Source organism: Brevibacillus nigriterrae (assembly GCF_049846925.1).
Classification (GTDB): domain Bacteria; phylum Bacillota; class Bacilli; order Brevibacillales; family Brevibacillaceae; genus Brevibacillus_H.
The window spans coordinates 62,837-87,441 of sequence record NZ_JBNCMT010000004.1; the positions used below are offsets into that span (position 1 = coordinate 62,837).

24 protein-coding genes and 1 riboswitch are annotated in these 24,605 nt (G+C 43.4%); of the genes, 8 read left to right on the top strand and 16 right to left on the bottom strand.

Going from position 1 to position 24,605, the window contains the following annotated elements; genetic code table 11:
* Positions 1-15 precede the first annotated feature (15 nt).
* From ACPW7N_RS04215 to ACPW7N_RS04235, 5 genes are all read right to left on the bottom strand, one after another.
* The gene (locus ACPW7N_RS04215; protein WP_425649773.1) at positions 16-354 is read right to left on the bottom strand and encodes a DsrE/DsrF/DrsH-like family protein; all 339 of its coding nucleotides are present in this window, start codon (positions 352-354) and stop codon (positions 16-18) included.
* A gap of 70 nt (positions 355-424) precedes the next feature.
* A complete protein-coding gene (locus ACPW7N_RS04220; protein WP_425649774.1) occupies positions 425-685 on the bottom strand; it encodes a metal-sensitive transcriptional regulator in 261 nt (86 codons plus the stop codon).
* A gap of 26 nt (positions 686-711) precedes the next feature.
* Entirely contained in the window at positions 712-1,026 is a 315-nt protein-coding gene (locus ACPW7N_RS04225) for a rhodanese-like domain-containing protein (protein ID WP_425649775.1), read from the bottom strand.
* 17 nt (positions 1,027-1,043) lie between these two features.
* Positions 1,044-1,418, bottom strand: a complete 375-nt coding sequence (locus ACPW7N_RS04230; RefSeq protein ID WP_425649776.1) for a rhodanese-like domain-containing protein — start codon at positions 1,416-1,418, stop codon at positions 1,044-1,046.
* Positions 1,419-1,547: 129 nt separating this feature from the next.
* Complete coding sequence (locus tag ACPW7N_RS04235) at positions 1,548-1,637, bottom strand: YjcZ family sporulation protein (protein WP_425649777.1); 90 nt, start codon at positions 1,635-1,637, stop codon at positions 1,548-1,550.
* A gap of 211 nt (positions 1,638-1,848) precedes the next feature.
* Here ACPW7N_RS04235 and ACPW7N_RS04240 point away from each other — a divergent pair, with 211 nt between their 5' ends.
* Both ACPW7N_RS04240 and ACPW7N_RS04245 read left to right on the top strand, forming a co-directional pair.
* Entirely contained in the window at positions 1,849-2,589 is a 741-nt protein-coding gene (locus ACPW7N_RS04240; protein WP_425649778.1) for a YheC/YheD family protein, read from the top strand.
* 78 nt (positions 2,590-2,667) lie between these two features.
* Positions 2,668-6,630 carry an adenylate/guanylate cyclase domain-containing protein gene (locus ACPW7N_RS04245; RefSeq protein WP_425649779.1) on the top strand — a complete coding sequence of 1,321 codons (3,963 nt, stop codon included), beginning with the start codon at positions 2,668-2,670 and terminating at the stop codon, positions 6,628-6,630.
* A gap of 24 nt (positions 6,631-6,654) precedes the next feature.
* Here the strand turns inward: ACPW7N_RS04245 and ACPW7N_RS04250 are convergent, their stop codons facing one another.
* Positions 6,655-8,007 (bottom strand): MATE family efflux transporter, encoded by a 1,353-nt coding sequence (locus ACPW7N_RS04250; RefSeq protein ID WP_425649780.1) that lies wholly within the window; start codon positions 8,005-8,007, stop codon positions 6,655-6,657.
* A 215-nt stretch (positions 8,008-8,222) separates the two neighbouring features.
* Between ACPW7N_RS04250 and ACPW7N_RS04255 the strand changes: the two genes are divergently transcribed.
* The gene (locus ACPW7N_RS04255; RefSeq protein WP_425649781.1) at positions 8,223-8,423 is read left to right on the top strand and encodes a hypothetical protein; all 201 of its coding nucleotides are present in this window, start codon (positions 8,223-8,225) and stop codon (positions 8,421-8,423) included.
* 71 nt (positions 8,424-8,494) lie between these two features.
* Here ACPW7N_RS04255 and ACPW7N_RS04260 read toward each other — a convergent pair whose 3' ends face one another.
* Together ACPW7N_RS04260 and ACPW7N_RS04265 are read right to left on the bottom strand one after the other, a co-directional pair.
* Positions 8,495-8,668: a hypothetical protein gene (locus ACPW7N_RS04260; protein WP_425649782.1), complete on the bottom strand. Its 174-nt coding sequence runs from the start codon at positions 8,666-8,668 to the stop codon at positions 8,495-8,497.
* 243 nt (positions 8,669-8,911) lie between these two features.
* The gene (locus tag ACPW7N_RS04265) at positions 8,912-9,337 is read right to left on the bottom strand and encodes a universal stress protein (RefSeq protein ID WP_425649783.1); all 426 of its coding nucleotides are present in this window, start codon (positions 9,335-9,337) and stop codon (positions 8,912-8,914) included.
* A 144-nt stretch (positions 9,338-9,481) separates the two neighbouring features.
* On the opposite strand from ACPW7N_RS04265, the gene ACPW7N_RS04270 reads away from it, so the two are divergent.
* The 3 genes from ACPW7N_RS04270 (at position 9,482) to ACPW7N_RS04280 (ending at position 13,911) form a co-directional block, all read left to right on the top strand.
* A complete protein-coding gene (locus ACPW7N_RS04270) occupies positions 9,482-12,106 on the top strand; it encodes a calcium-translocating P-type ATPase, SERCA-type (RefSeq protein WP_425649923.1) in 2,625 nt (874 codons plus the stop codon).
* A gap of 184 nt (positions 12,107-12,290) precedes the next feature.
* Positions 12,291-12,866, top strand: coding sequence for a sigma-70 family RNA polymerase sigma factor (locus ACPW7N_RS04275; protein ID WP_425649784.1), 576 nt, complete (start codon positions 12,291-12,293; stop codon positions 12,864-12,866).
* Complete coding sequence (locus ACPW7N_RS04280) at positions 12,856-13,911, top strand: hypothetical protein (RefSeq protein WP_425649785.1); 1,056 nt, start codon at positions 12,856-12,858, stop codon at positions 13,909-13,911. The genes ACPW7N_RS04275 and ACPW7N_RS04280 overlap by 11 nt, the downstream gene beginning before the upstream one ends.
* A gap of 150 nt (positions 13,912-14,061) precedes the next feature.
* Here ACPW7N_RS04280 and ACPW7N_RS04285 read toward each other — a convergent pair whose 3' ends face one another.
* The gene (locus tag ACPW7N_RS04285) at positions 14,062-14,940 is read right to left on the bottom strand and encodes a LysR family transcriptional regulator (RefSeq protein WP_425649786.1); all 879 of its coding nucleotides are present in this window, start codon (positions 14,938-14,940) and stop codon (positions 14,062-14,064) included.
* A gap of 284 nt (positions 14,941-15,224) precedes the next feature.
* Between ACPW7N_RS04285 and ACPW7N_RS04290 the strand changes: the two genes are divergently transcribed.
* Positions 15,225-16,424 carry an MFS transporter gene (locus tag ACPW7N_RS04290; protein ID WP_425649787.1) on the top strand — a complete coding sequence of 400 codons (1,200 nt, stop codon included), beginning with the start codon at positions 15,225-15,227 and terminating at the stop codon, positions 16,422-16,424.
* 78 nt (positions 16,425-16,502) lie between these two features.
* On the opposite strand, the gene ACPW7N_RS04295 is transcribed toward ACPW7N_RS04290, so the two are convergent.
* From ACPW7N_RS04295 to ACPW7N_RS04320, 6 genes are all read right to left on the bottom strand, one after another.
* Positions 16,503-17,585 (bottom strand): iron-containing alcohol dehydrogenase family protein, encoded by a 1,083-nt coding sequence (locus ACPW7N_RS04295; RefSeq protein ID WP_425649788.1) that lies wholly within the window; start codon positions 17,583-17,585, stop codon positions 16,503-16,505.
* Positions 17,586-18,422 (bottom strand): MetQ/NlpA family ABC transporter substrate-binding protein, encoded by an 837-nt coding sequence (locus tag ACPW7N_RS04300; RefSeq protein WP_425649789.1) that lies wholly within the window; start codon positions 18,420-18,422, stop codon positions 17,586-17,588.
* Positions 18,423-18,525: 103 nt separating this feature from the next.
* The gene (locus ACPW7N_RS04305; RefSeq protein WP_425649790.1) at positions 18,526-19,194 is read right to left on the bottom strand and encodes a methionine ABC transporter permease; all 669 of its coding nucleotides are present in this window, start codon (positions 19,192-19,194) and stop codon (positions 18,526-18,528) included.
* Entirely contained in the window at positions 19,184-20,197 is a 1,014-nt protein-coding gene (locus ACPW7N_RS04310; RefSeq protein WP_425649791.1) for a methionine ABC transporter ATP-binding protein, read from the bottom strand. The genes ACPW7N_RS04305 and ACPW7N_RS04310 overlap by 11 nt, the downstream gene beginning before the upstream one ends.
* A 75-nt stretch (positions 20,198-20,272) precedes the next feature.
* A riboswitch (SAM riboswitch) is annotated at positions 20,273-20,379 on the bottom strand.
* A 521-nt stretch (positions 20,380-20,900) separates the two neighbouring features.
* A complete protein-coding gene (locus ACPW7N_RS04315; RefSeq protein ID WP_425649792.1) occupies positions 20,901-21,257 on the bottom strand; it encodes an NAD(P)H-dependent oxidoreductase in 357 nt (118 codons plus the stop codon).
* Entirely contained in the window at positions 21,254-21,385 is a 132-nt protein-coding gene (locus ACPW7N_RS04320; RefSeq protein ID WP_425649793.1) for an NAD(P)H-dependent oxidoreductase, read from the bottom strand. Before ACPW7N_RS04320 ends, ACPW7N_RS04315 begins: the two co-directional genes overlap by 4 nt.
* A gap of 275 nt (positions 21,386-21,660) precedes the next feature.
* Between ACPW7N_RS04320 and ACPW7N_RS04325 the strand changes: the two genes are divergently transcribed.
* Positions 21,661-22,647, top strand: a complete 987-nt coding sequence (locus ACPW7N_RS04325) for a zinc-dependent alcohol dehydrogenase family protein (RefSeq protein WP_425649794.1) — start codon at positions 21,661-21,663, stop codon at positions 22,645-22,647.
* Positions 22,648-23,146: 499 nt separating this feature from the next.
* On the opposite strand, the gene ACPW7N_RS04330 is transcribed toward ACPW7N_RS04325, so the two are convergent.
* Entirely contained in the window at positions 23,147-24,427 is a 1,281-nt protein-coding gene (locus ACPW7N_RS04330; protein ID WP_425649795.1) for an MFS transporter, read from the bottom strand.
* Positions 24,428-24,605: the final 178 nt, after the last annotated feature.

The following is a 24,605-nucleotide window of genomic DNA, read 5'->3' on the forward strand; positions in this document are numbered from 1 at the left end:
ATGGTTTGTTGCCATTTACATGACGAGATTGATTCTTGCCTGTTCACAAGCAACGAGATAAGCCGGGAAGTCCGCAAAGTGCGTTCCCTCCATAAAATCTTCCACAGACAGTCCCGATTCATCGCCGTAGCTTGAGCAAGCCACTACCCTTACACCCAGCTTTTTAGCCAGTTGAACAAGCTCATACACAAACTGATCGTCCTTGTTTCGTAATACGTCTAAACCCTTGAAAAGAAAAAACAGGGTTATATCACTTCCCAGAGATGCAGCCCTTGCTGAGACCGTAATAATTTCAATTGCTTTTGCTTCATCGTCACTCACAATGGCAATTGTCGATTTCTCATGAGGAAACATGTGATCACCTCTCTCGATAATACCTATAGGGGTATATAAATTTAAAAAATGAAAAGGCATTTCTGCCCGCTTACCTGCTTTTGATCATTAATTCAATTGCTTCATTGATAATCGGAGTAATTTGTTCCATGCTTCTGTCCTCTTCACGAAGGCACTCAGCCAGGTTTTCGGCTACGATCAATGCAATCGATTTGTCTATTGCCGCCCGAGCTGCTGTAAGCTGGACAACCAGTTCCTTGCAGTCCTTTTCGTTCTCCATCATCCCAAGAATACCCCTGACTTGGCCCTCTATCCTTTTTAATCGATTTTTCAGCTTGTTGTCATATACCAACGCCTTACCTCCTTTCTTTTATAAAATTACTTCCGAACCACATCTCCCTGCCAATAGTTCATTCCACCTGCCAGATTCTTTACACTTTGGTACCCCAGATTGGCTAAAAATTGACACGCCATTCCGCTTCGGTTCCCACTTCTGCATACAAAAATAGTTTCTTCGCCTCGATTGATCTCTGCATAACGGCTCGTCAGCTCTTGTAGTGGGATATGCTTGGCACCAGGAATCATCCCTTGAGCAACTTCTTCGTGTTCACGAACGTCAACAATATTCAACTTTTCTCCCTTGCTTACCCTTTCCATCACTTCTGTTGGATAAATCGTTTGAAATTCTGACATGATCTTTTCCTCCCTATTTAGACCAAATTTTCCGTCCACCCTGAAATTCCTGTTTGCAGATGGCTGACTTGGGTAAATCCATTTTTGAGTAACATCTTCGCTGCCTGGCGACTTCTCATACCGCTTTTACAGGTGAGCACAATGGATTTGCTGCGATCAAGTTCATGCAGTCGCTGCTCCAATACACTCAGAGGTATGTTTTGAAAGTGTTTGATGTGTCCTCTTTTGTATTCAAACCCTTCCCGCACATCTATAAAGATGACATCCTTTGGTTTTTCCAATAGTTGAAAAACCTCATCCTGTTTCAAATTCTTCAGTCCTTTGATCGGCATCAGCTTGCGAATGATGAAAAGTACCAGCAGTGCCATAATCACATATTGAATCCAATCCATTGGCTACCTCCTAAAGAATACTTTCATATACCCCTACGGGTATTTTATATCTACAACACCCAATTGTCAAAACAAAAAAATAGCGCCCGAGGCTGAATCCTCGAACGCAGTAGTTCATGATCGTTTTGTTTAGTCTTCAGATGCACCAACGATAACCAACAGGATGAAAAGCACGAGAATCAATACAAAATCGTCATTGCAGCCGTTAAAGAGTCCCATTCGGTTCATTCCTTTCGTTTTGAAAATCAGTACACCAACAGCATATGTACGGGAGAAAGGAAATTCTGTAGGCGTTTTACTCATTCTTTGAAAAAAGGGACACCCGCAGGTCTCGTTTCTTCCATGATGTAGGTAAGCACACTGTCAATCATTCTCCTGCTACATATTGTTACTAGTACGACTTCAAGGATAAGGGAGAGATGAATCAGCAATGAGTTACAGTCGGGGAAAATGGACGAAATACAAGATTCTCTCTAAATCAGCCAAATTAGCAAAAACACTGCCTCCAACAAGTAAACTAAGCCTTCAAACCTTTTCGCATTTCCTTCAGAAATACAACCATGTGATCATCAAACCGACCTTTGGTTCTGGCGGCCATGGTGTTTTGCAGGTATCCAGCAAGGGAAAGGGAATCTATGAAGTTCGTCATGGTAAAAACACAACAAGACTGGACGGGAAAACAAAAGCGTATGCATTTGTCAAAGGAAAGACAAAAGGCTCTCCCCATATCATTCAGCAAAAAATCTCGTTGGCAAAAGTAAACAGCAGACCATTTGACTTACGGGTCATGGTTCAAAAAATGCGTAAAAAAAAGTGGAAAGTTACCGCCAAGTTAGCCAAAATTGCGGGCCCTGGGTATATCGTTACGAATGTCGCTCGGAGCAAAGGCAAAGCTTTACCGTTTTCCAAGGCAATAAAAAAATCAACGATCAGGAAGCCTTCTGTTAAAAAAATCGAAAAACAAATTGATACAATTGCGTTGAAAGCAGTCAAGGTGCTTCGCGCTCATTATCACTTCATCGATACGGTTGGTCTGGATATTGCTCTGGACGACAGAGGAAAAATCTGGATTATCGAGCCAAACTTTACTCCTATCAAACAACTTTTTAATCTCCTGGAAGACAAATCCTTGTATCGTCGAATTATGCACTATTACAAAAGACGCCACTGACAGCTTCCCATTAGAGTGTGATAAAATAATTCTACTATTGAAAAAAGTCTTTTCACTGAAAATGAGGTTGACTCGATCATGAACAGGTATACGGAATTTCTCGCAAGTTATATTCCTGATTTCATTTTGAAGAAGTTAAGCGATGAAAATTGGAACAGAATCGAGCCAGTAGAAGAGAACGATTCAGGAGCAATGCTGTTTGTTGATATTTCAGGCTTTACCAGCCTTTGCGAGCAGCTAACGAAAAAAGGTCCTATTGGTCTGGAAGAATTGTCGATTATTCTCAATAAATACTTTGACAAAATGATCTCTCTTATTACAGGACATGGCGGAACCGTGGTGAAATTTGCCGGGGACGCCTTGCTCGCTGTGTGGAAAGGTAATCATCCGATTGAAGGTCCAGAGCTGTTCATCAAACGCGCCGCAAAATGTGCTCTCTTATTACAGGAAGATTTGAACAATCGGGAAATCATCCCTAATTTGAGGCTTTCCTTGCGAATGTTGATTGGTGCAGGCGACTACAAAATCTCCTATGTAGGCGGCGTAAACGATTGCTGGGAACTGATCCTGACTGGCGAGACGATCGATCAGATCAATGCTTTCGGACCATACGCCCAATTAGGCAAAGTACTGCTCTCTCCACAGGCTTATCAATCCATAATGAATGACTGTGAAATAGAGAATCCCGGGGAATGGAGCTGCGGGGCTATTGTACTGAGTGTAAAAGGCGAATGGCTGCCTGATATGATCGCACCTGTAACCATCCATCCGGAATTGGAACCCGCCCTGATTCCCTATATTCCACCGTCTATTCTAGCCAGTGTACATGCAGGCCAGGCGGATTGGTCGGCTGAATTGCGCAATGTTACCGTATTATTTATCCAACTGCCCAACTTCCATAAAGATGCCTCATTAGCCAAGATGCATCAGACAATCGAGAAAATTCAAACGATCCTGCAGATTCAGGAAGGTACGATCCATAAAATCAGCCTGGATGAAAAAGGAATAGCCGTAGTTGCTGCAATGGGTCTCCCCTCTTTGACTCATGAGGATGATGCCATACGGGCGATCAAAGCTGGCTTGGAGATTCACTCCAACATATCTGGGAAAGGAATAGTCAACTCGATTGGGATTGCTACCGGGCTTGTATTTTGCGGTTCCATCGGCAATGCGATCCGTCGTGAATATACGATGATTGGTGATACCGTCAATTTGGCTGCTCGTCTGATGCAAGCGGCTGACGGGCGCATTCTTTGTGATGAGCAATCATTCCGTTTGACCAGCAGTCAGATTCATTATCAGCGTAATGAAACATTGCAGTTGAAAGGTTTTTCTGATCCTGTTCCCGTGTATCAGCCTATCCGGTTAACCAAGACATCTCAACATTATCAGCACTCTCTTGTTGGAAGAGATGCGGAAATACAAATCCTTCACAAAAAAATCAAGCACCTGCTGAATGGGACAGGTGGGACCGTATTCTTAATTGGTGAGGCAGGGATGGGAAAATCACATCTTGCTGCTGATTTCCAACGAAAGGCTGAAAACGAGCATATAAAAATCCTTTTCGGCCTGGGTGATTCCATTGAGCAGCTTACGCCTTACTTTGCATGGAGACACATCTTCCATACCCTTTTCGCTCTCGAATCCTTGCCGGAGAACCCAATCGTCCGACGTGAACATGTACTGCAAACGATACATGATCAGCTTCCATCCCTTGAGCACCTGCATCCCCTGTTAAATGTTGTCCTTCCCTTTGAATTTGCCGAGAATGAATGGACAGATCAGATGACTGGGCGTGCACGGGCAGAAAATATACAAGAGTTCTTCATCAAGCTGATTCAACGTTTGATCGGTTCTGACCCTACTGCCATCATTCTTGACGATGGGCATTGGTTGGACTCCGCCTCCTGGGCATTACTTGCTGCCATTTCCCAGCAGTTGCCCAATCTGTTGCTGCTAATTTCGATGCGCCCGGATAACCCTGAACTCCCGATGGATTACCATCACCTAATCGATCTTCCCACAACGGAAAAAATCACCCTGAAAGAACTGACTGGCAAAGAGACACTAGAATTAATTTGCAAACGCCTAGGGGTATCCAGCTTGCCAGAAGTTGTAAGCGACTTGATCCTTACCAAAGCAGAAGGCCACCCGTTTTTTAGCGAGGAATTGGCGTATGCCCTCAGGGACAGCGGATTGATTGAAATCAAGGATGGGGTATGTCACGTTTCCAAAAACGTGGAGGATTTCCAGAGGATTCACTTCCCAAACTCCCTTCAGGGAATTATTACGAGTAGAATCGATCGATTACCCGTATCAGAGCAAATCGTGTTAAAAGTCGCCAGTGTCATTGGAAGGCTGTTTACTTACACAACACTAAATGGCATACTGCCGATGCAAGCGGCTGCAAAAGAATTGTCTGAGCACCTACTCACCTTGAATGAGGTGAATTTGACACTGCTTGAAAGTCTGGAGCCCGAGCTGACTTATATTTTTAAGCACATCATCACCCATGAAGTATCTTATAATCTGATGCTTCATTCACAGCGCAGACAGCTTCATCAAGCGTTGGCTGAATGGTATGAGCGGCAATTTGCTGATTTGACATCCTATTACAGTACGCTTGCCTATCACTGGTCGAAAGCTGAAAACACGCCAAAAACAGTAGAATACCTGGAAAAATCGGGATTACTGGCTCTGCGAACAGGTTCCTATCAGGATGCGGTCAGCGTCTTTCGTCAGGTAGTAGCCTTGACTGTTGAGCACAAGAATTTCGAGACAAAAAGCGTTGCGAAATGGCATCGACTCTTGGGTGAATCCTACATGGGAATTGGCGATATGACAAATGCGACAACTTACTTAAACCAAGCCCTTTCGCTTTATAACAGACATACGGCTCAAACACCTGCAGAATTCAAAAAACATATGATCAAACAACTATTATTGCAACTCAAGCACCGCTTCTTCCCTGCCTATTTTATTGGGCGATTTGAAAAAAACAAAGAAGAATTGACCGAACAGGCACGTTGCTATTTCCGCTTATCCGAAATCTACTTTTTTATTAACAAACCAATGGACAATTTGTACAATTCGCTCCATGGATTAAATTTGGCGGAAGACGCTGGTCCTTCGCTGGAATTGGCACAAATAACCGGAAATATGTGTGTAACCGCAGGAATCATGACGATCCATCCGTTAGCTCGATCTTATAAAAAACAGGCATTGCAAGTTGCCGAAAAGGTGCAACTGCCTCCTGCGAAGGCATGGGCCTCCATGGATATTTCCCTCTATCACATTGGCATTGGCGAATGGCAAGATGCTTATGACTACGCCGTTCAGGCAATGGAAATTTATGAAAAAATGGGAGATCGAAGGTACTGGGAAGCGTCTTCCTATTTGTATGTAAAAGTTCTTGCTTATCATCATGCCGACTTCGCCAAGAGCATCGGCCATTCACTGGCAATCTATGAATCCGGAAAGCGTAGCGGCAATGCCCAGGCACAATCGTGGGGGTTATTGGGACAAGCGGAAGGGATGATTTATTCAGGCAAAATAGAGGAAGCGATCCTCCTGTTGAAGGAAGCGGAAGCGCTGATTCGCATCAATATCGGGACGACAGAAGAAATCAGGGTATACAGTCAGCTTGCCTTCTGCTATTTGAAAACAGAAGAACTGGAGCGAGCAAAAGAATATGCAGTCAAAGCGCTACAATTAATTGAACAATCCGCACCGACCACCTACTACTCCTTTGACAGCTATGCGGCTGTAGTAGAGGTATTCCTCTCTTTATGGGAAAAGGGCAAGTTGGCCGATGAGGAACTTAAAAACAATATCCAGAAATCACTTGATTGTCTTCGAGCGTTTGCCAAAATTTTTACCATCGCAAAGCCTCGACTACACTATTATTTGGGGCAGTACCACTGGTTAACAGGAAATCAGAAACAGGCACAGAAGGAATGGAATCAAAGCCTGAAGTTGGCACAAAAAATGGAAATGCCTTATGAAGTGGAAAAAGTACGTAAAAAGGCGTCAGATCACTGATCTGGCGCCTTTATTTTTTTTAGTTCACTGTGCTCTCATCATCTTCTTCTGCAATGACAATAATCGCCCGAATAAAAAGACCGCACCTGCAGCAAGTCCTGTAATCAAGCCGATCCAATAACCAAAAGCAGCAAGCGAGGTGTAATTTGCCAGGAGATATCCAGACGGCAAGCCGATCACCCAGTAGGAAATCAGAGCAACGATAAAGGTAACGGTAACATCCTTGTACCCGCGCAAGACTCCCTGGATCGGTGCAGCAATCGCATCAGACACCAGGAACAGGATGGAATATAACAAGAAGTGCTTCGTCAACTGCAATACATCCGCATCATTGGTATAGAAACCTGCCACCTGTTCAGTAAACAGTAACAAGCCAACGCCAAACATCATTGCCAGAACTAGAGCCATTCCGATCCCCAGATAGCTGTACTGTCTGGCATCCTTGTACCGTTTTGCCCCGACCTCAAAACCGACCAGAATCGTCAGTGCCATAGCAATACTCATCGGTACCATATAAATAAAGGAAGCAAAATTAATCGCCGCTTGGTGGGCTGCAATCGTCATCGTATTAAACTGGCTCATCAGCAGTGTAACGGCAGCAAAAATACTCACTTCAAAGAAAATGGAAAAACCAATCGGTACTCCCAGCTTCATGATCTCTTTCCATTCTTTGAGGGAAACCCGATAAAAACGTGAAAATACTCCCAATTCAGTGAACGGATATACCTTATGAACCACATACAAGCTGATCAGCGTAATACACCAGAATGTTGTAGCAGATGCGTATCCCGCTCCTACACCGCCGAGCCGGGGAAAACCAAAGTTGCCGAATATCAGCGCATAATTCAGGATGACGTTGATCGGTAAAGAAATCAGTGTAATCATCATCGTGATTCTCGTCATTCCAAGCGCATCCATAAAACTGCGAAGTACCGTATACATAAACATCGGAATGATCCCTATTGAAAGGGCAATTAAAAAATCCCTCGCTATTTGCCGGACTTCTGTCTCCAGACTCATCAAATCCAATATGGGATTCAGCAATAGGCCGCCGCAGATCATAATTAAGATGGCAATGGTCACTGCCAGGTATAAAGCTTGAATAACTGTATAGGGCACTTCATCCTTACGCTTGGCACCATACATTTGGGCAACCATTGGCGTGACGGCCAGCAGGATTCCGGTTAAGCCAGTTTGAATAGGAACCCACAGACTCGTCCCGATCGCCACCCCTGCAAGGTCGGTTGGACTTGCTTTTCCTGACATGACAGTGTCAAAAAAATTCATGGAAAACAAGGCCAGCTGTGATATTAGTATCGGGAGCAAAACAGAAAGAAACTGCCTTATCTTCTCCCGAAATGTAAGTGTCTCTCTCATCTCTCTACCCATCCTATCCATACAGAATAACAATCATCATACCTTTTTCTTTGCTGTTTTACTAGAAGAATGGAAAAAAAAGCACCCAGTTGGCTGACTTGAGCATCATTTTGTGTAGGACAAAATTGTGCGATTTGCAGAGGGTACTCGTCCATACTGGGGTTGTTCGAATTGAATATAATATGCCATCACTAGATGAAGGAGGTTTTTTCACTATGTCGAGTTCTATCAGAAGAACACTCGAAAACATCGGAATAGGTACGAACATTCGTATCCACTTTGATGGTCAATCCCACGAAGGAACTTTCATAGGAGTAAATAATGGTGTTGCCGCAATCAACCGCGCAGGAGTCCCCGGCCAAACTGTATTTGTTCCTATCAATAAAATCACAGCCATTGATATTCCCGTACAATAAAAAAAAACGCCCGTAAAAAAGCAGATGAGACGACCTCATCTGTTTTTCTATTGGAGCAAACAATCCATTCATTAAATTCGGACGGCAGCTACTTTTTTGGGGTTGATATAGTAGACTCTGTCTTTTTTATGGATGACCACAGTGGAGTCTTTATGAAAGCCATAAAACTTCCCCTTCACACATTTACTACCAAAGTAAACCCCGATGTGAGTTCCCTTCTTAATTCGGCTAAAGACGTACATCATCGCATTTTCCCATCCTTTCAAGGGGTTGCCCGTCCAAGAGAACAGGACAAAAGATTCATGTCATGATAGGATATGCTACTTTTACTTTTCCCGCTTGGATTGATGACATTACCAGACTTACAGCTACCCGAAGCTGACATATCTGTATCAATGAAAAAGCCGACCCCCTTATTAGGCAGATCAGCTTCTTGTTCGATTTTCGACATAATATCAGTCATTGTGTCTATTGTTTTGACATACCTATTATGGAACAATGGTAACCGGACAAGGTGTATCCTGCAGCACTCCATAACATACACTGCCCATTACAGTCCCCATGATCGCACCTAATCCACGGTATCCCAAAACGATGGATGCAGCTTCTGACTCTTTTGCTTCTTGGCAAATTTCCACTTTTGGCAGGCCCACACGTATCTTAACACGATAGGGAACTCCCGACTCCATGACAATCCTCTTCGCCTGCTCCAACGCCTCGACCGCCATCATTTGTGTATATTCTTCAATATCCATTTTACTGAAGAAGGTTTTCGTGTGCGGTGTTGAGAAGTTCGGTTGCACATTTATCAAAATGATTTCCCCATCTGTTTTTTTAGCTGTGTCAATTGCGTAATGAAGCGCTCTGATAGAGCCCTCAGACCCATCAGTAGGAACTACGATAATATTTGTCATCTCTCCACCCCTTCATATACTCTTTTTTCCATTATAATAGAAAGTAATGTTCATGAGTGTGGCAGTTTTTATGAATAATTCCAAAGGAGTGATCCTTCGATGAATCAGAATACTAGCAACCAACTCATAGAAGAAGCCTTTCATATGAAAGATTGTGATGCGGCACTCAACATCCTTCATTCCGATCGGAGTGGGCTGACAGAACAAGAAGCCGACAAACGCAAGGCCATCTATGGCAAAAATGAATTGATGGAAGGCAAGAAAAAATCGCTGTTTGAAATGATTCTGGAACAATTTAAAAATGTCATGGTCATCATTTTACTGATTGCTGCCCTCGTCTCCGGGGTTTTGCACGAGCTCACTGATTCGATCATTATTCTGGTAGTCGTGTCTATCAATGCCATTCTCGGGGTGATCCAGGAAAGAAAGGCAGAAAAATCTCTGGAAGCCTTGAAGCAAATGTCCTCCTTGCATGCAAAGGTCAAACGGGATGGTGAAGTAAAACAGATCAACTCAGAGGACCTTGTCCCTGGCGATATCGTGTTACTGGAGGCAGGCGATTATGTCCCTGCTGATATGCGGTTGTTGCAATGCTCTGGTCTGAAAGTAGAAGAAGCAGCACTCACAGGTGAGTCAGTTCCGGTAGAAAAAACAACCGAAACGTTAGACGTACTGGATCTGGTCATTGGTGATCGCAAGAATATGTCTTTTGCAGGCAGCATCGTTACATACGGCAGAGGTACTGGAATTGTCACAGCAATTGGAATGAATACAGAAATCGGCAAAATCGCCAGCCATCTCTCCACAAGCGTAAACCAGGCGACTCCCCTTCAGAAAAAACTGGCTGAAATGACCCGCTACCTCACCGTTGGGATCGTAATCATCTCTGTTATTATTTTTCTCGCAGGCATCTTGCAAGGCAGAAATTATCTGGACATGTTCCTTATTTCGATCAGCCTTGCCGTTGCTGCGATTCCCGAAGGTCTTCCTGCGGTCATAACGATTATCCTTGCTCTTGGCGTCCAGCGAATGGCCAAGAGAAACGCGATCATTCGCAAACTGTCTGCGGTTGAGACGCTGGGCAGCACAGAGATCATTTGCTCTGACAAGACAGGTACATTAACCCAAAATAAAATGACCGTGCAGGAAATATTTATTAACAAAAAAAGCTGCAAGGCAGAAGTCCTGAAGACCTTTGAAAAAAAACATGCCGAACTGTTCATGCAGTCTCTCGTCCTGTGCAATGACTCCAACGGCTCACATGCAAACAGCAAGGTAACCTTCATTGGTGACCCCACAGAAACCGCCCTGGCTTACTTTGCCATAGACAACGGATACCAAAAAGAGCAACTGGATGAATTAATTCCCCGGGTGGGTGAAATCCCGTTTGATTCTGACAGAAAGCTGATGACGACGATTCATTCATTTGGCGGTCATCTCAAAGTAATTACAAAAGGTGCGCCCGATGTCCTTTTAGAAAGATGTACAGGATATCTCCATGAGGGGACGATTGAACCGTTTACCAGTGAACACAGAAGTCTGATCCAGAGAGCCAATCAGGAAATGGCTGGCGAAGCTTTGCGGGTCCTTGCTCTGGCATATAAAGATGTAGAAGCTCTGCCTTCAGACGTAAGTTCCGAAACAGTTGAGCATGAATTCGTATTCGTCGGACTTGTTGGAATGATTGATCCTCCCCGAGAAGAAGCACGAGAGGCAGTTCGAATATGTAAAGAAGCGGGAATCCGCCCGATCATGATCACAGGGGATCATAAAGATACAGCCATCGCCATCGCCAAACAGCTACAGATCATACAAGATGAAAGTGAAGCCATCACCGGAAGCGAACTGAACAAGTTAAGTGACAAGGAATTCGAAGATCGGGTTTCCCATTTCTCTGTGTATGCCAGGGTATCTCCTGAACACAAGGTAAAGATCGTAAATACATGGAAAAAGCAGAACAAGATTATTGCCATGACAGGTGACGGTGTGAATGATGCCCCTGCCCTCAAAGCCTCTGACATCGGGATTGGCATGGGCATTACCGGTACAGATGTGGCCAAAGGCGCTTCCGATATGGTCCTGGCGGATGACAATTTTGCTACCATTGTCGTCGCTGTTGAAGAAGGGCGCAAGATATACAGCAATCTGCGGAAATCGATTCAATTCCTGCTGTCCTCCAACCTCGGCGAAATTGTCGCCATCTTTATCGGTACAATGCTTGGCTGGAACATTCTCTTGCCGATTCACATCCTGTGGGTAAACCTCGTAACCGATACGCTCCCTGCTTTGGCGATTGGGATGGAAAAAGCAGAAAAAGACATCATGAAGATGAAACCCCGCAAGTCCAGCAACAGCTTTTTTGCAGAGGGTATGGGGATCAGCATTGTTTATCAGGGCATTTTTAAGGGATTGATTACACTGTCCGCCTACATGATTGGTCAGACGTACTATTCCCATGAGGTAGCCGTAACCATGACATTTGCCACCCTGGGTCTGATCCAATTAACGCATGCACTGAATGTGCGCTCCAACACCAAATCGCTCCTATCCATCGGGGTATTTACAAATAAATACTTGAATCTGGCCATCGCCATCTCTGCATTCTTTCAACTAGTGGTGATCATTGTCCCCTATTTCAACTCCTTGTTTAAAGTGCAGCAATTAACGTGGGAACAGTGGCTGATTGTCATTGCAAGCTCGCTGTCTATTATTCCGATTGTGGAGCTGGCGAAGGTTATTTTGAACCGAAAGCAAGACAAAACTGTATAGTTGGATCTATAGTTAAAAAGCCGGGTTTTCCTACTCAAGGAATCCGGCTTTTGTTTTATTATTCTCGTAGTGGACGTAATAGCCGCCAACACTCAGCCGTTTGCAAAAAAAATAAAGAACCGAACCTTTTTTTGATAAAGAGACAATATAGTGTGTAAGCTGCTTACCCAGGAGGGCCCTCTGAATGCAAAGTGAAGATATGTATCAATTGCTCGCAAAAATGAAAGATGGTAATCAACAAGCGTTTCATACGATTTATGATGCCACCTATCAGGACGTATACCGGACAGTCTCCTTTCTGGTGGATCATCACCAGGATCGGGAAGATGTCATGAATGAGATCTATATGCAAATGTGGACCTCACTTGCTAACTACGATACGAACCGACCTTTCCACTTCTGGCTACACGGCTTGGTCATCCGTCAAGTGCAGAGATTTCGGGTCAAGAGCTGGCGGAGATTCCGAATTTTTGATCGCATCCGTGCCTTCACTCGGGAAGAGTCTCATTGGGATCAACCTACTGTGTTGATGGACGGGACGAACCAAATGATATCGCAGGCAATCCGAAAACTGACCGACAAACAGCGAATGGTGATTATCCTCCGCTTTTTTCACGACTATACTCTTGAGGAAATCGCAACATTGCTCGATATTCCGCTGGGTACTGTCAAGTCCAGATATCATGCTGGCCTCCAGGCGCTTCGAAAAAACTTAGGGAATCTCCCCCCAGAAAGGATGGAAAAGATCAATGCCTATTGAACGCAAAATCCGTGAACATCTGCACAAAGAGGCAGAAACTATGGAGTGCCCTCCGGGAATTTCCAAACGAATAGAACAATCCTATTCTCAATATTTGCAACGAAAAAGGAGCGAAATTACCATGAAAAAACGATTAATTGGTGGAATCGTTGCTGCTGCGATCTTGATTCCAACCGCAGCATTTGCGGCCCCTACCCTGATTGAAATGCTTACTAGAACACCAATGACTGCTGAACAAGTCAAGGTGGATGAGATTGGCAACGCAACACTTGAGAAGCTGTATAGCGCATTTCCCGAAACAAAATCGTTTGAGATTATCGATGCAAGCAACGTTCAGGATGTCCAAACAAGCATCATATTGCAGGAAAAAGGAGGAACCGGCAAAAAGTTTTCTCTTCATACTAACGGTAGTACGGGTGCGATTGAACATGTGATTCAAGAGAATTGGGAACCTAAGGAGAAGCCACTCATTGTTTTAACCGATCAGGAAATCAAGGCAAAAGTAGATGATCTCATTGATAAAATGTATGGCAACATCGAAGAGTACGAGTTTGCTATGGAGCAAATGGAGAACCCGGATCAAAAAACGTTTCTATTGAATTACACCAAAGAGGGATCAAAAACACCGTTCTACCAGGCATTTGTTCAGGGCAATACAATCAGTGTTTCTCTGATCGGAGGTGAGACTACACCTTCAAACGTTATAGTAGAAGGTTTTTTCTCTACCAATGGTAAGCCTGATTATACTGCTGATGCCTATCTAAATGATGCAAATCTGTTTTCTTTACTAAAAATCAGCCCAACAGAATTAAAACAAGAATTAGCAAAGGGTAAATCTGTTGTGGAGGTTGCAGCCTCTAAAAATGTCTCTAAACAACAAGTAATTGATGTCATTGCAAACACACAGGTTGATGTACAAATTCAAGATGAAAATAATAGCGATGTTACGAAAAGCAATTATTCAAAGGAACAACTGTTAAAAGCGATTGAACCAAAAGTATTACAAATTATTGAGCACAAAACTGAAACACCATGGAATAAATAACACGTTAACGCATCAAAAAGGATAAGGACTCAAAACCTCAACTCTGAAGGGCGACCCGTAAGATGGGACACTTTAACAAGGTGTCCCTCCTGCGGGTCATTTGTTTTTAAATCAAAAGTACGAATGGACAGAACAGAGATATTTAAACCATCACTTTTCCTGAAACAGCCGTAAAAATTCCTCCGCAGCTTTGGACAGATAACCGTTTTTTCTCCAGACCAGATTTGGCTGCAGCATAAACGGATTATCCTTGATGTGCACAATTCGGAAGTTGTCTACTGGGAAGAGTTGAATCACGGAGAGCGGTAAAATCGTCAGGCCAAAACCTGCTGAAACCAGGTTCAACAACGTCACGGTATCATTGCATTCACATAATAGATTCGGACGTGCAAACCTGTTTTTGTATTCTTGCATGAAAATATCGAACATGCTCCATCCATGTGGTGGCCGCAGCAGGATCAGCGGTTTGTCCGAAACTTCGTCTAGTGTGACTGCTTCAGGCAAGTCAAAGGTCCACTGCTTCGGCAATACCAATACAAACGGCCCCTTCTCCAACGGTAAAATGTTGACATTGTTCCAATCCGCAGGGCTATGCGTAATGGCGATCTCGATTTGTCGCTTTTCCAACAGGTGTTGTAAGCGGTCAGAATACCCCTCCCAGACACGAAACGTAAGTAAAGGATACATCTCGCGGATGGCTGTAATTTTACGGATCATCATCAGGGAACAGTAGATGGTGCTTCCCACTGACAAGACACCCCTGATTTCTTGGGCAATTTCCTTGACCTCCATGATCGTTTCATCAAATTGATGGACAACCGCAAGCGCCTTTTGCAAAAAGATTTCGCCTTCATGCGTAAGTGTCATGGCGTTTTTTTTACGTTCAAAAAGTACAAGTCCCAATTCTTCTTCCATTGCCTTCAATGCCTGACTGAGCGGAGGTTGCGCCATGTTGAGCCGCCTCGCTGCTGCCGTTATTTGCCCTTCCTCTGCAATAGCAATGAAATAGCGAAAATGACGGATATCCATCTACTCACCCCTTTATGGCAACTATATATAAAAAGTATATCAAAAATACATAACATATATTTTATATATGAACTCAATCCATTTACAATATAACAATACATTAGAAAACTCGGCGATTGCCAAGCCTATGGCGACAGCAGAGCCGTGCGACGCACACGATGTGCTAGTGTCGACGATGCAACATGGATGTTGCGCTTAGTCGACCACTTATGTCGATAAGATAAAATGTTATAAATTCTTATCGACCAAAACAACTGTACTGCTTAGTGGAGAGGAAAAATCTTATGGATAAGGAACAAATGTGGAGTCGTAATTTTATCAGTCTTTGTATTTGCTGTTTTTTTGTTTATATCTGCTTTTACTCGCTGTTGCCTACCCTGCCTATTTATGCAAAGGAAGCCTTTCATGTTGACAATACACAAATTGGCCTGCTGTTAACTACCTATGCCCTTGCCGCCCTGGTCTCCCGGCCATTTGCCGGAGTATGGATGGATCGCTTTGGCAAAAAACAGCTACTGTTCGTCTCAACTATTGTCTACCTTGTGGCGAGCTTTTTATATTTGGTCGTGGGTAACTTTTGGGCGCTGATCCTTTTGCGTGTGGTTCACGGCTTCTCGTTTGGGATTGCAACTTCCGTTACTGGAACGATTGCTGCCGATATTCTGCCTAAGACGAGGATGGGAGAAGGTCTCGGGTATTACGGGATGTTCATCAGCATGTCAATGGTCATCGGTCCGTTTCTCGGGCTTACGTTGATTCAATATACATCTTTTCCCGTGTTGTTCATGATTCTAACTGTCTGCTCATTGCTTAGTGTGATCTGTACCATGCTCATTCGCTTGGTACCTCAGCAAAGAACCACTCACACCTTTTCCTTGCGTCAGATTTTGGAGAAGTCCTCTATTCCGATTGCGCTTTGCGGATTTTTACTCGCCTTTGCCTACGGTGGAATCACTGCCTTTGTTTCCGTCTTTGGCAACAGTCTCGGGTTAATGGAGATCACCAACTACTTCTTTGCTGCCTTTGCCTTGTTGGTCGTACTGCCTCGCCCGTTTCTGGGCAAACTGTTTGACCGCAAAGGGGCGAACAGCATTGTTTATCCGGGAATCCTGATCTTCGTGGCGGGAGAATACATGCTTAGCCAAACTGGCTCCAGCTTCTGGTTTCTGGCAAGTGCCGCCGTTCTCGGGTTAGGTTACGGAGCATTGTTCCCTTCTTTTCAAACATTGGCTGTCCAAGCCGCTCCTGCTCATCGAAAAGGATTTGCCACCTCAACTTTTCTGTTCTTCTACGACGCGGGTATCGCTATCGGATCCTTGCTCCTTGGTCTCGTAGCTGAACGGACGAATTATCACAACATGTATTCTGTCTCGACGGCTGTCGTTACATTTACGATCGTCTTGTACTTCTTTCTTCATCATAAACGGGTTGCGAGACGGGCTGGCAAGCAAAATGCCCCTGTGATCGGGCAGTTGGATAGTTAAAAAACGTACAACTTCGAGAAGTCCCCATTAAAAAAGAGCCTCATTGGGCTCTTTTTTCTTATCTATTCTGTCTCTTTTCTAAACCCCCGAAACTCTCTCAAGCTCTTGTATTGCTAAAAATACTTGCTCTGCTGTTATCTCGCCCATGAGATGAATGGATTCGTATGGCAGAACGGTTCTCTCACAGACAGCGCGAAGAGTTGTGCTGTCCTCCAAGTGTAAGCCAACTGATTCCAAGCGAGTTGGTAGACCTAAATCCAGATAGTATGGAAGCAACTCGTCAATCGCATCCCATTTCTGCTCAATCGCCAGTTGAACCAGAATCCCGTAAGCCACCTTCTCCCCATGCAGGAATTCGTGTGTGGCAGATGCAACTGTCAATCCGTTATGAATGGCATGTGCACCGGAGATTCGGCCATACTTGTCGCCGTAGCCTCCAACCATGCCTCCAGCCACGAAGATCGTTTCGAACACACTTACCAGCGAGTGCGTGACTTGCTTGCGTTTGTAATCTTCTACTGCTTCTCTCCCCTGTTGCAGCAAGATTTGTTGACACAGCTTTGCCGCATGATAGGAAATATCGAGTACAACAGGTCGATTCTTTACTTTTTCGATCAGGACATCCGCTTCATACCACTTTGCCAACGTATCAGCAATCCCTGCGATCAGATAACGCACCGGTGCTTCCAGCAAAATACGTGGTTCCACCAATACAAGATCTGCTCCTTTGGCAAACATCGTATAGTGCGTAAAATGACCTTCTTCATTATAAAAGACGCTTAATGGAGTCCACGCTGCACAAGTAGATGCTAGTGTTGGAATGAGTACAATATCGACCCTAGCCCCATTTCCTGCTGCTTTGGCAATGTCCAGCACCTTACCGCCGCCAACACCAATCACTGCATCGTATTCTCCAGCATCTATCAAAGAAACGATTCGCTGAACCTCTGCCTCTGTACATTCTCCCTTATATCGTTCAAATGTGAATATCTCTGTTGTGTTTTTCAAGAAATACAGACTCGCAGCGTTCCAGGAACGTTCTCCGTGAACCACTAATGGTCTCGTGATCCCGTGCTTCTGGAGAAGGGACTCCAGCTCATCCAGAATCCCTTCTTCGCACACGTAGGTATTGGGTGCTCCCCTTACTTCTAAACGCTCCATTTACTTCTTCATCCAGGCTGGTTTACCGAAGCCCTGGAACTCAGCATCAATTGTTTTTTCGAAATCAGCAGATTCTACCGCTTCCTTGATATCTTTTGCAAATTGCGCTTCTACGTCTTTGGTATTCACCACGACACGGTTGCGGTAGTCGTCAGCCATATTTTCCAGCTTCAATGCATCCAGCAGGTTCATTTTTGCAGCAAGTGCGAAGTTACCTGGGACAGCAGACAAATCAACACTGTCTACGGTGCGTGGAAGCTGTGCTGCTTCAATTGGTTTGAATTGCAGGTTTTTCACGTTTTCCTGTACATCTTTCTCAGATACAGTAAGCGGATTAGCAGAAGCATCAAGCTTGATCAAACCAGCGTCTTGCAAAATCAGGAACGCACGTGCTGCATTCGTCGGGTCATTCGGAATTGCAATTGCACTGCCATCTGCCACTTCTTCAAGAGACTTGAACTTTTTGGAGTAGATGCCCATTGGAGCAGTTGGCACAGAGATCAATTCAGAGAGCTCCAGTTTATGTTCAGCCGCAAATTTCTCCAGATAGATTTTGTGTTGGAACAGGTTGGCGTTCAGATCACCTTTAGACAATGCAAGATTCGGTTGCACATAGTCGTTGAATTCTACTACATTCACGGTGTAGCCTTTCTTTTCCAAAAGCGGCTTGATCGCTTTCGTTACCATGTCGCTGTATGGGCCTGCGGTTGCTCCGATTTTTAATTCTTTCGAAGCGGTACCTCCACTAGCGGCAGGTTTTTCGCCACCACAAGCAGCAAGCAAACCAACGGATAGGATCAAAGTGAGAGATAAGAGCAATGATTGAAACTTTTTCATTTTGTGTGCCTCCTAGAATGTTGTAATTATCGTTTTCTGTGAAAAACGTCTCGACGTTTTTCATGAAGGTTGATGTGACCGCTCGCGGTCAGCAAATAAACGGTCATGACCGTTTATTTGCAACTCTGGCGATGAAGTCACCGCCATACTGAATCAACTGAACCAGACAAATCAAAATCACGACCGTCGTAATCATCACGGTGTTGTCATAGCGGTAGTAACCGAAGCGAATCGCCAAATCACCGATACCGCCTCCCCCGACAATGCCTGCCATCGCAGAATAGGCAATCAAGCTGATCGTGGTAATCGTAATCCCTTGAATGATGCCGTGACGGGCTTCCGGGATGAGTACATCCTTGATGATCATCCAGGGGGATGCCCCTACGGAAACCGCTGCTTCGATGACGCCCTTATCGATCTCTCTCAGTGACGTCTCAACCAATCGGGCGAAAAACGGAATCGCTGCCACAGAGAGCGAGACAGATGCCGCCGTGGGCCCAATCGTTGTTCCCGTAATGAGATTGGTCAGCGGAAGCAGTGCTACAAGCAGGATGATGAACGGAATGGAACGAACCATGTTCACTACAAACCCGATCACATTTTTCAAAGGAGTGTTCTCCAGGAACAACCCTCGGTCGGTGACGAAAAGAATGACACCAAGCGGAAGACCCGCAATGACAGACACTACAAGCGAGATGCCGACCATGTAAATCGTCTCAAAAAAAGCCTTGTTCAGCTCTGGAATGAGTTCGATCAGTGTCTCAAACAGCATCGTACAACACCTCCAGATGGTTCGTCCGCTGAATCAGATATTGTACAGCGCCCTCTACTTCCGCTTGCTCCCCGACCAGTTCCATGATGAAAATACCGAGTGGCGTATTCTGTATGTACTCAATTTTTCCATGCAGAATATTTCCTTTCACCTGATGCTTCTGGAATACATCAGACACAACTGATTCTTCAGCGATGGAGCCTTTGAAATGAATTTTGATGATTCTGCCTTTTCGTTGTTTGATCAGGTGATCCGGCAAGTCAAACTGCAAGATGCTGTTGATAAAGGTCTTCGTCAATGGCTTGATCGGATTGGCAAAAATCTCATATACCGGGCCCTGTTCAATGATCTGACCATCCTGCATAATCGCCATGCGGTCACAAATCTCTTTGACCACTTCCATCTCATGTGTAATGAGTACAATGGTTAGGCCGATTTCCTGATTGATCTTTTTTAAGAGAGCAAGGATGGATTGGGTTGTGCTCGGATCGAGTGCTGACGTCGCCTCATCACAGAGCAGAACAGATGGGTTGTTGGCAAGTGCCCTGGCGATTCCGACTCGCTGTTTCTGTCCACCGCTCAGTTGTGACGGATAGACATCACACTTGTCCGAAAGACCGACCATCTCTAACAGTTCCTTTACCCTCTCTTCGATTTCTTCTTTTGATTTATGTGCTGCCTTCAGGGCAAACGCCACATTTTCGAATACCGTTTTGGAGCTGACTAGATAGAAGTGCTGAAAAATCATTCCGATCTTTTGTCTCGCATTTCGGAGATCTTTTTCTGTTAATGATGTCAGTTCGATTCCATCGATCAGGATTTGTCCGGACGTAGGTTTTTCCAGAAGATTCAGGCATCGAAGCAACGAGCTTTTCCCTGCTCCACTATATCCGACGATTCCGAAGATTTCGCCTTTGTTGATTTGTAACGAAACCCGATCTACTCCTGTAACCGTTCCTTTTTTGGTGTTGTATTCTTTCACCAGCTCTTTTACTTCAATCATCTACTGCCTCCTTATGCCCGTCACCCAAAAACAAAAGCCCCTTTCATTCGAAAGAGGCATCGTTAATAAGTGAACGACTTATCTCTCAGAATGAATTTCATTCTGCAGGAAGTGGCACCGTTCCATTGCTGGAGGTTGCCGGACGTCATAGGGCCTGATCCCTCAGTCTCTCTCGATAAGAGTTTATTTAATTTTTGGATAAACAAATCATAATCCCGACTAAACTGATTGTCAATATCAATTTTATACGGTGAAGTGTTGAAAACGTTATCATTTTTGTAATAGGTAGTTTTGGTTAATATCTAGTAGTTTTAGACTAGATAATAAAGTAGTAGACTGGCGACGGCGTTAAGCTAACGGGTAGGATAGTGTAATAACTCGTGACATTATGACACTTCGTCTTTGGTAAAAATATAAAATATCCCAGAATTCGTTCTCTGGGATACAAAATTTTAGTGAAGATAGCTATTACCTGTACTCTGGTTTCAATTGGTGATGCTCATCAAAATGAGAACTTGGATGATAGGGGATAGAACGTATTTCAGAAAGATGTTTAAGACGCTTTTTGTAACCTTCCAAGTATTGAATTCTGGCTTCCTCATCTCGTGCGGGAGTCCAGGCAATAAACGGTTCAACAGGTTCAAGACCAGAAAAATAGAGGATCCCATGATTAATATGATAAAGGATCTTCTCGTGTATATCGCTATCCATTCCATATGGCGTATAGGCATTCTGTGGAGAAACCGGTGAGAGTGGACAACATCGCTTTCTTGCCTTTGAGTCCACCCGTATCATATCTTCCAACTTCATTGCCATAAACAAAACCTGAAGCAAAGACTCGATCAAACCAGCCTTTCAGTATAGCTAGGACAGAGTACCACCATAATGGGAACTGGAAGATTACAAAATCAGCCCAAAGAAGTTTTTCTTGTTCTTCTCGGATATCCTCGGCAAAGCTGTTCGTTTTTGAAGCATGCTTTTGTTCAAGCTGGTATTTTAAAAATTCCGAGTTCTCCATAATGAGAAAATCATTGCGGTCAGCAACAGCTTTGCATTTCATTTCATTGCATACAAATCAGACACTTTGACTTGATGACCATTTGCTGTCAAAACAGTAATGGCAAGATCCTTTAATGCTCCATTAAAAGACTTTGGTTCAGGATGGGCGTAGACAATAAGTGCATTCATGATCTCTAACTCCTTCAAATAGCTATTTGGGTGTTTCAGATTGAACAAAGGAGTTTCGGTATCCAAGTTTCTGTACTACTATTTTTAAATCTATCTGGGGTATTAATACACTCAACAAAACAAGGCCAGGGCCGCATAGGTTATTTTTGTTTTTTATACTGTCTACTTGACGGGGTGCGGTTCATAATATTGGTGGCCTTGCCACCTTAAAGGGCAGGTTAATTCAAGATGGTATAATTAAATAAATCTGTTTTATATTAAGGAGACTTATTATTTTGGATGCAAAATGTATTAGATTCTACGAATTCGGTAGTCCTAAAGAGGTATTAAAAATTGAATATAAAAGTATAGAACCACCAAAAGATAATGAAGTCCTTGTTCGAATGTTAGCACGTCCTATAAACCCTTCTGACTTAATTCCAATTAGAGGCGCTTATTCTCATCGTATTTCTTTACCTAATATCCCCGGTTATGAAGGAGTGGGTATTGTAGAATATGTAGGTCCTTTAGCTTCTCGAGATCTTATTGGTAAACGGGTGTTACCTTTGCGTGGGGAAGGCACATGGCAGGAATTTGTTAAGACATCAGCAGATTTTACAGTATTAATACCTGATTCAATTGATGATTTTACAGCTTCGCAAATGTATATAAATCCAATTACGGCTTGGGTGACTTGTACAGAAGTTTTAAAATTAAATCCAAATGATGTTTTATTGGTTAATGCGTGTGGTTCTTCGATTGGGCATATTTTTGCTCAATTATCAAAGGTTTTAGGATTTCGATTGATTGCAGTTACCAGAAATAATAAATATACAAAGGATTTACTTTGTCTTGGAGCATCTTATGTAATCGACACATCTAAAAATCCACTATATGAAACAGTGATGGAACTAACGAATGGAATTGGTGTCGATGCTGCAATTGATTCTGTTGGAGGTTCGTCTGGAAACGATTTGGCTTTTTGTATACACCCTAATGGCAATTTTTTAACTATTGGTCTTTTATCAGGAATACAAGTTAACTGGACAGAAATTATAAATAAGGCAAAAGTAAATGCTAATATGTTTCATTTACGGAATTGGAATGCACAAGTATCAACGGATAAATGGCAAGAAACGTTTAGTAAATTGATAACGTTGATTAACGATAAAAGATTGAGATTGATGAAGGTGGATTCTATCTACGACTTGTTGGATGTAAATGAGGCTATTGATGTTGTTGAATCTTTTAAAAACAAAGGAAAAGTTTTTTTAAAAAGCTAAACAAATTTCCTTATTTTTGTTTAACAAACGGATATCAAGAGCTTAATGAACGGTGGCTTGTTACGTTAATGGGAGTTTAGTTGAAGATTAATTACGGTCAACCCTATCACAAGTAACGGCGAAAAAATTAGGGATTCGAGTTGAGGTTGTAGGCGGCTTTGCCCAATTGCGAGATCTACTCATCGAAGCTGTTTTTATTTAATGTTACCGTGGAGACCGACTATTACCAACGATTAGGTACATTTTCGGGGTACATAAGTGTTGAAATAGAATGGCATCAAAAAGCTAATAAATGTCTAAAAATAATATTGTTTTAGACTAGAGGTATTGATCTAACAGGATTTTCAAATGAGAATTCGGCAAGTATTGAAAAATAAGTAATAGGCTATCCATAAAAAGAAAAAGCGGTGGTTTAAGACCCTGATAATAAAGTATTAGACTACCGCTGTTGTTGTTCAACTAACTCATCCCGTTGGTTTAATACTTCTTAAGGCACTCCTTAGGTCTTTATAGACACATCTTTTTCCAATGTTAATTCATGAAATGATTTCACACGTAGTTGTAAAAATGGGGTGAACAATAATGTACATACCGAAGCTAACAATCCAATGCTACCCGCAAATAAAGCGAACCGTAAACCCATTGCCCCCCCTATCATCCCTCCAATTAACGAACCAAGCGGTAAAGAACCCCACGAGATAAATCGAAATGTAGCATTCACGCGACCTTGCAGGGCATCGGGTACAATTACTTGACGTAAACTGATGGTACTAATGCTAAACATTGAGACACCTATTCCGAAAAGAAGCTGTCCGAGCATCATAATCAACGCAATACTTAATTCTGATCCTACTGCTAATGGAGCAAGCAAACCGCCACTTGCTGCTATCGTAGCGGAACCCACAATTGTTGGACCTACTCCAAAACGACATACAGCCCTTTGGGCAAGCAGAGAGCCAAATAGGTACCCTACTCCTAGCGTTCCATAAATGATGCCAAGAATGCTCGCACTGATTTTGAGTTCTCGTGATGCATATAGAACATAAACACTAAAAATAACATTCCAGGAAAGGTTAAAGACTGTTGAGCAGCGCACCACTCCCCACAGCAACGGTTTTGTGTAAACCGTATGCATCCCTTCTTTAATTTCCAGCCACATGTTTTTTTGTTTTTTCGCATCTGTCACGACTGTCTCCAACTTGCTAATCCGGGCTATGTACACAGCGGATACAAAAAAGGATACCGACGTGAACAATATTGCAAAAGGAGCGGTGATTAACTGTTCCAGCCCACCTGATAAACCCGGCCCAGCAATTTGTGCGGTAGATTTACTTGTCTCTAGTTTGCTATTCCCATCAACAAGCTGCTCCTTGCTCACAATGGAAGGCAAAAAGGATGTATAGGCAACATCAAAAAAGACAGTACAGATACCCACTATAAAGGCTACCAAATATAGAACTGTCATATTCAGGAATCCAGTTAAGGCTGTCAGCGGCACAATGAGCAGTAATGCACCCCTGAAAAAGTTAGCGGCGACAAGAATTAGTCGCCGGGGAAATCTGTCTATCCATACACCAGCGAGCAAACCGAAAATGATAAATGGCGCATACTCGGCAAAACCAAGCAACCCCATTTGTAGGGGACTGGCCCCTAAATAGAGTGCTGCGATTAATGGTATTCCTAATAATGCAACCTGAGTCCCAAACTGTGATGCAGTTTGCCCAATCCAGAGCCTGCGAAAATCTGTGTTAGTTAACAATCCTTTCACCTTGTTACTCATGTTCGTTCCCCCATTCTTCGTCACAACTAATTGCCATTTTTAGTATAGGGGAACTTACGTTTCAAGATCTTTCGAGATCTTGCGTTTTCATTATCGCAAATGTTGAATGATTGATGATCCATTTTGTTATGAAGGTCTATGCCGGTTTTTTTCGTTTATAATGCCATACAATTACTCC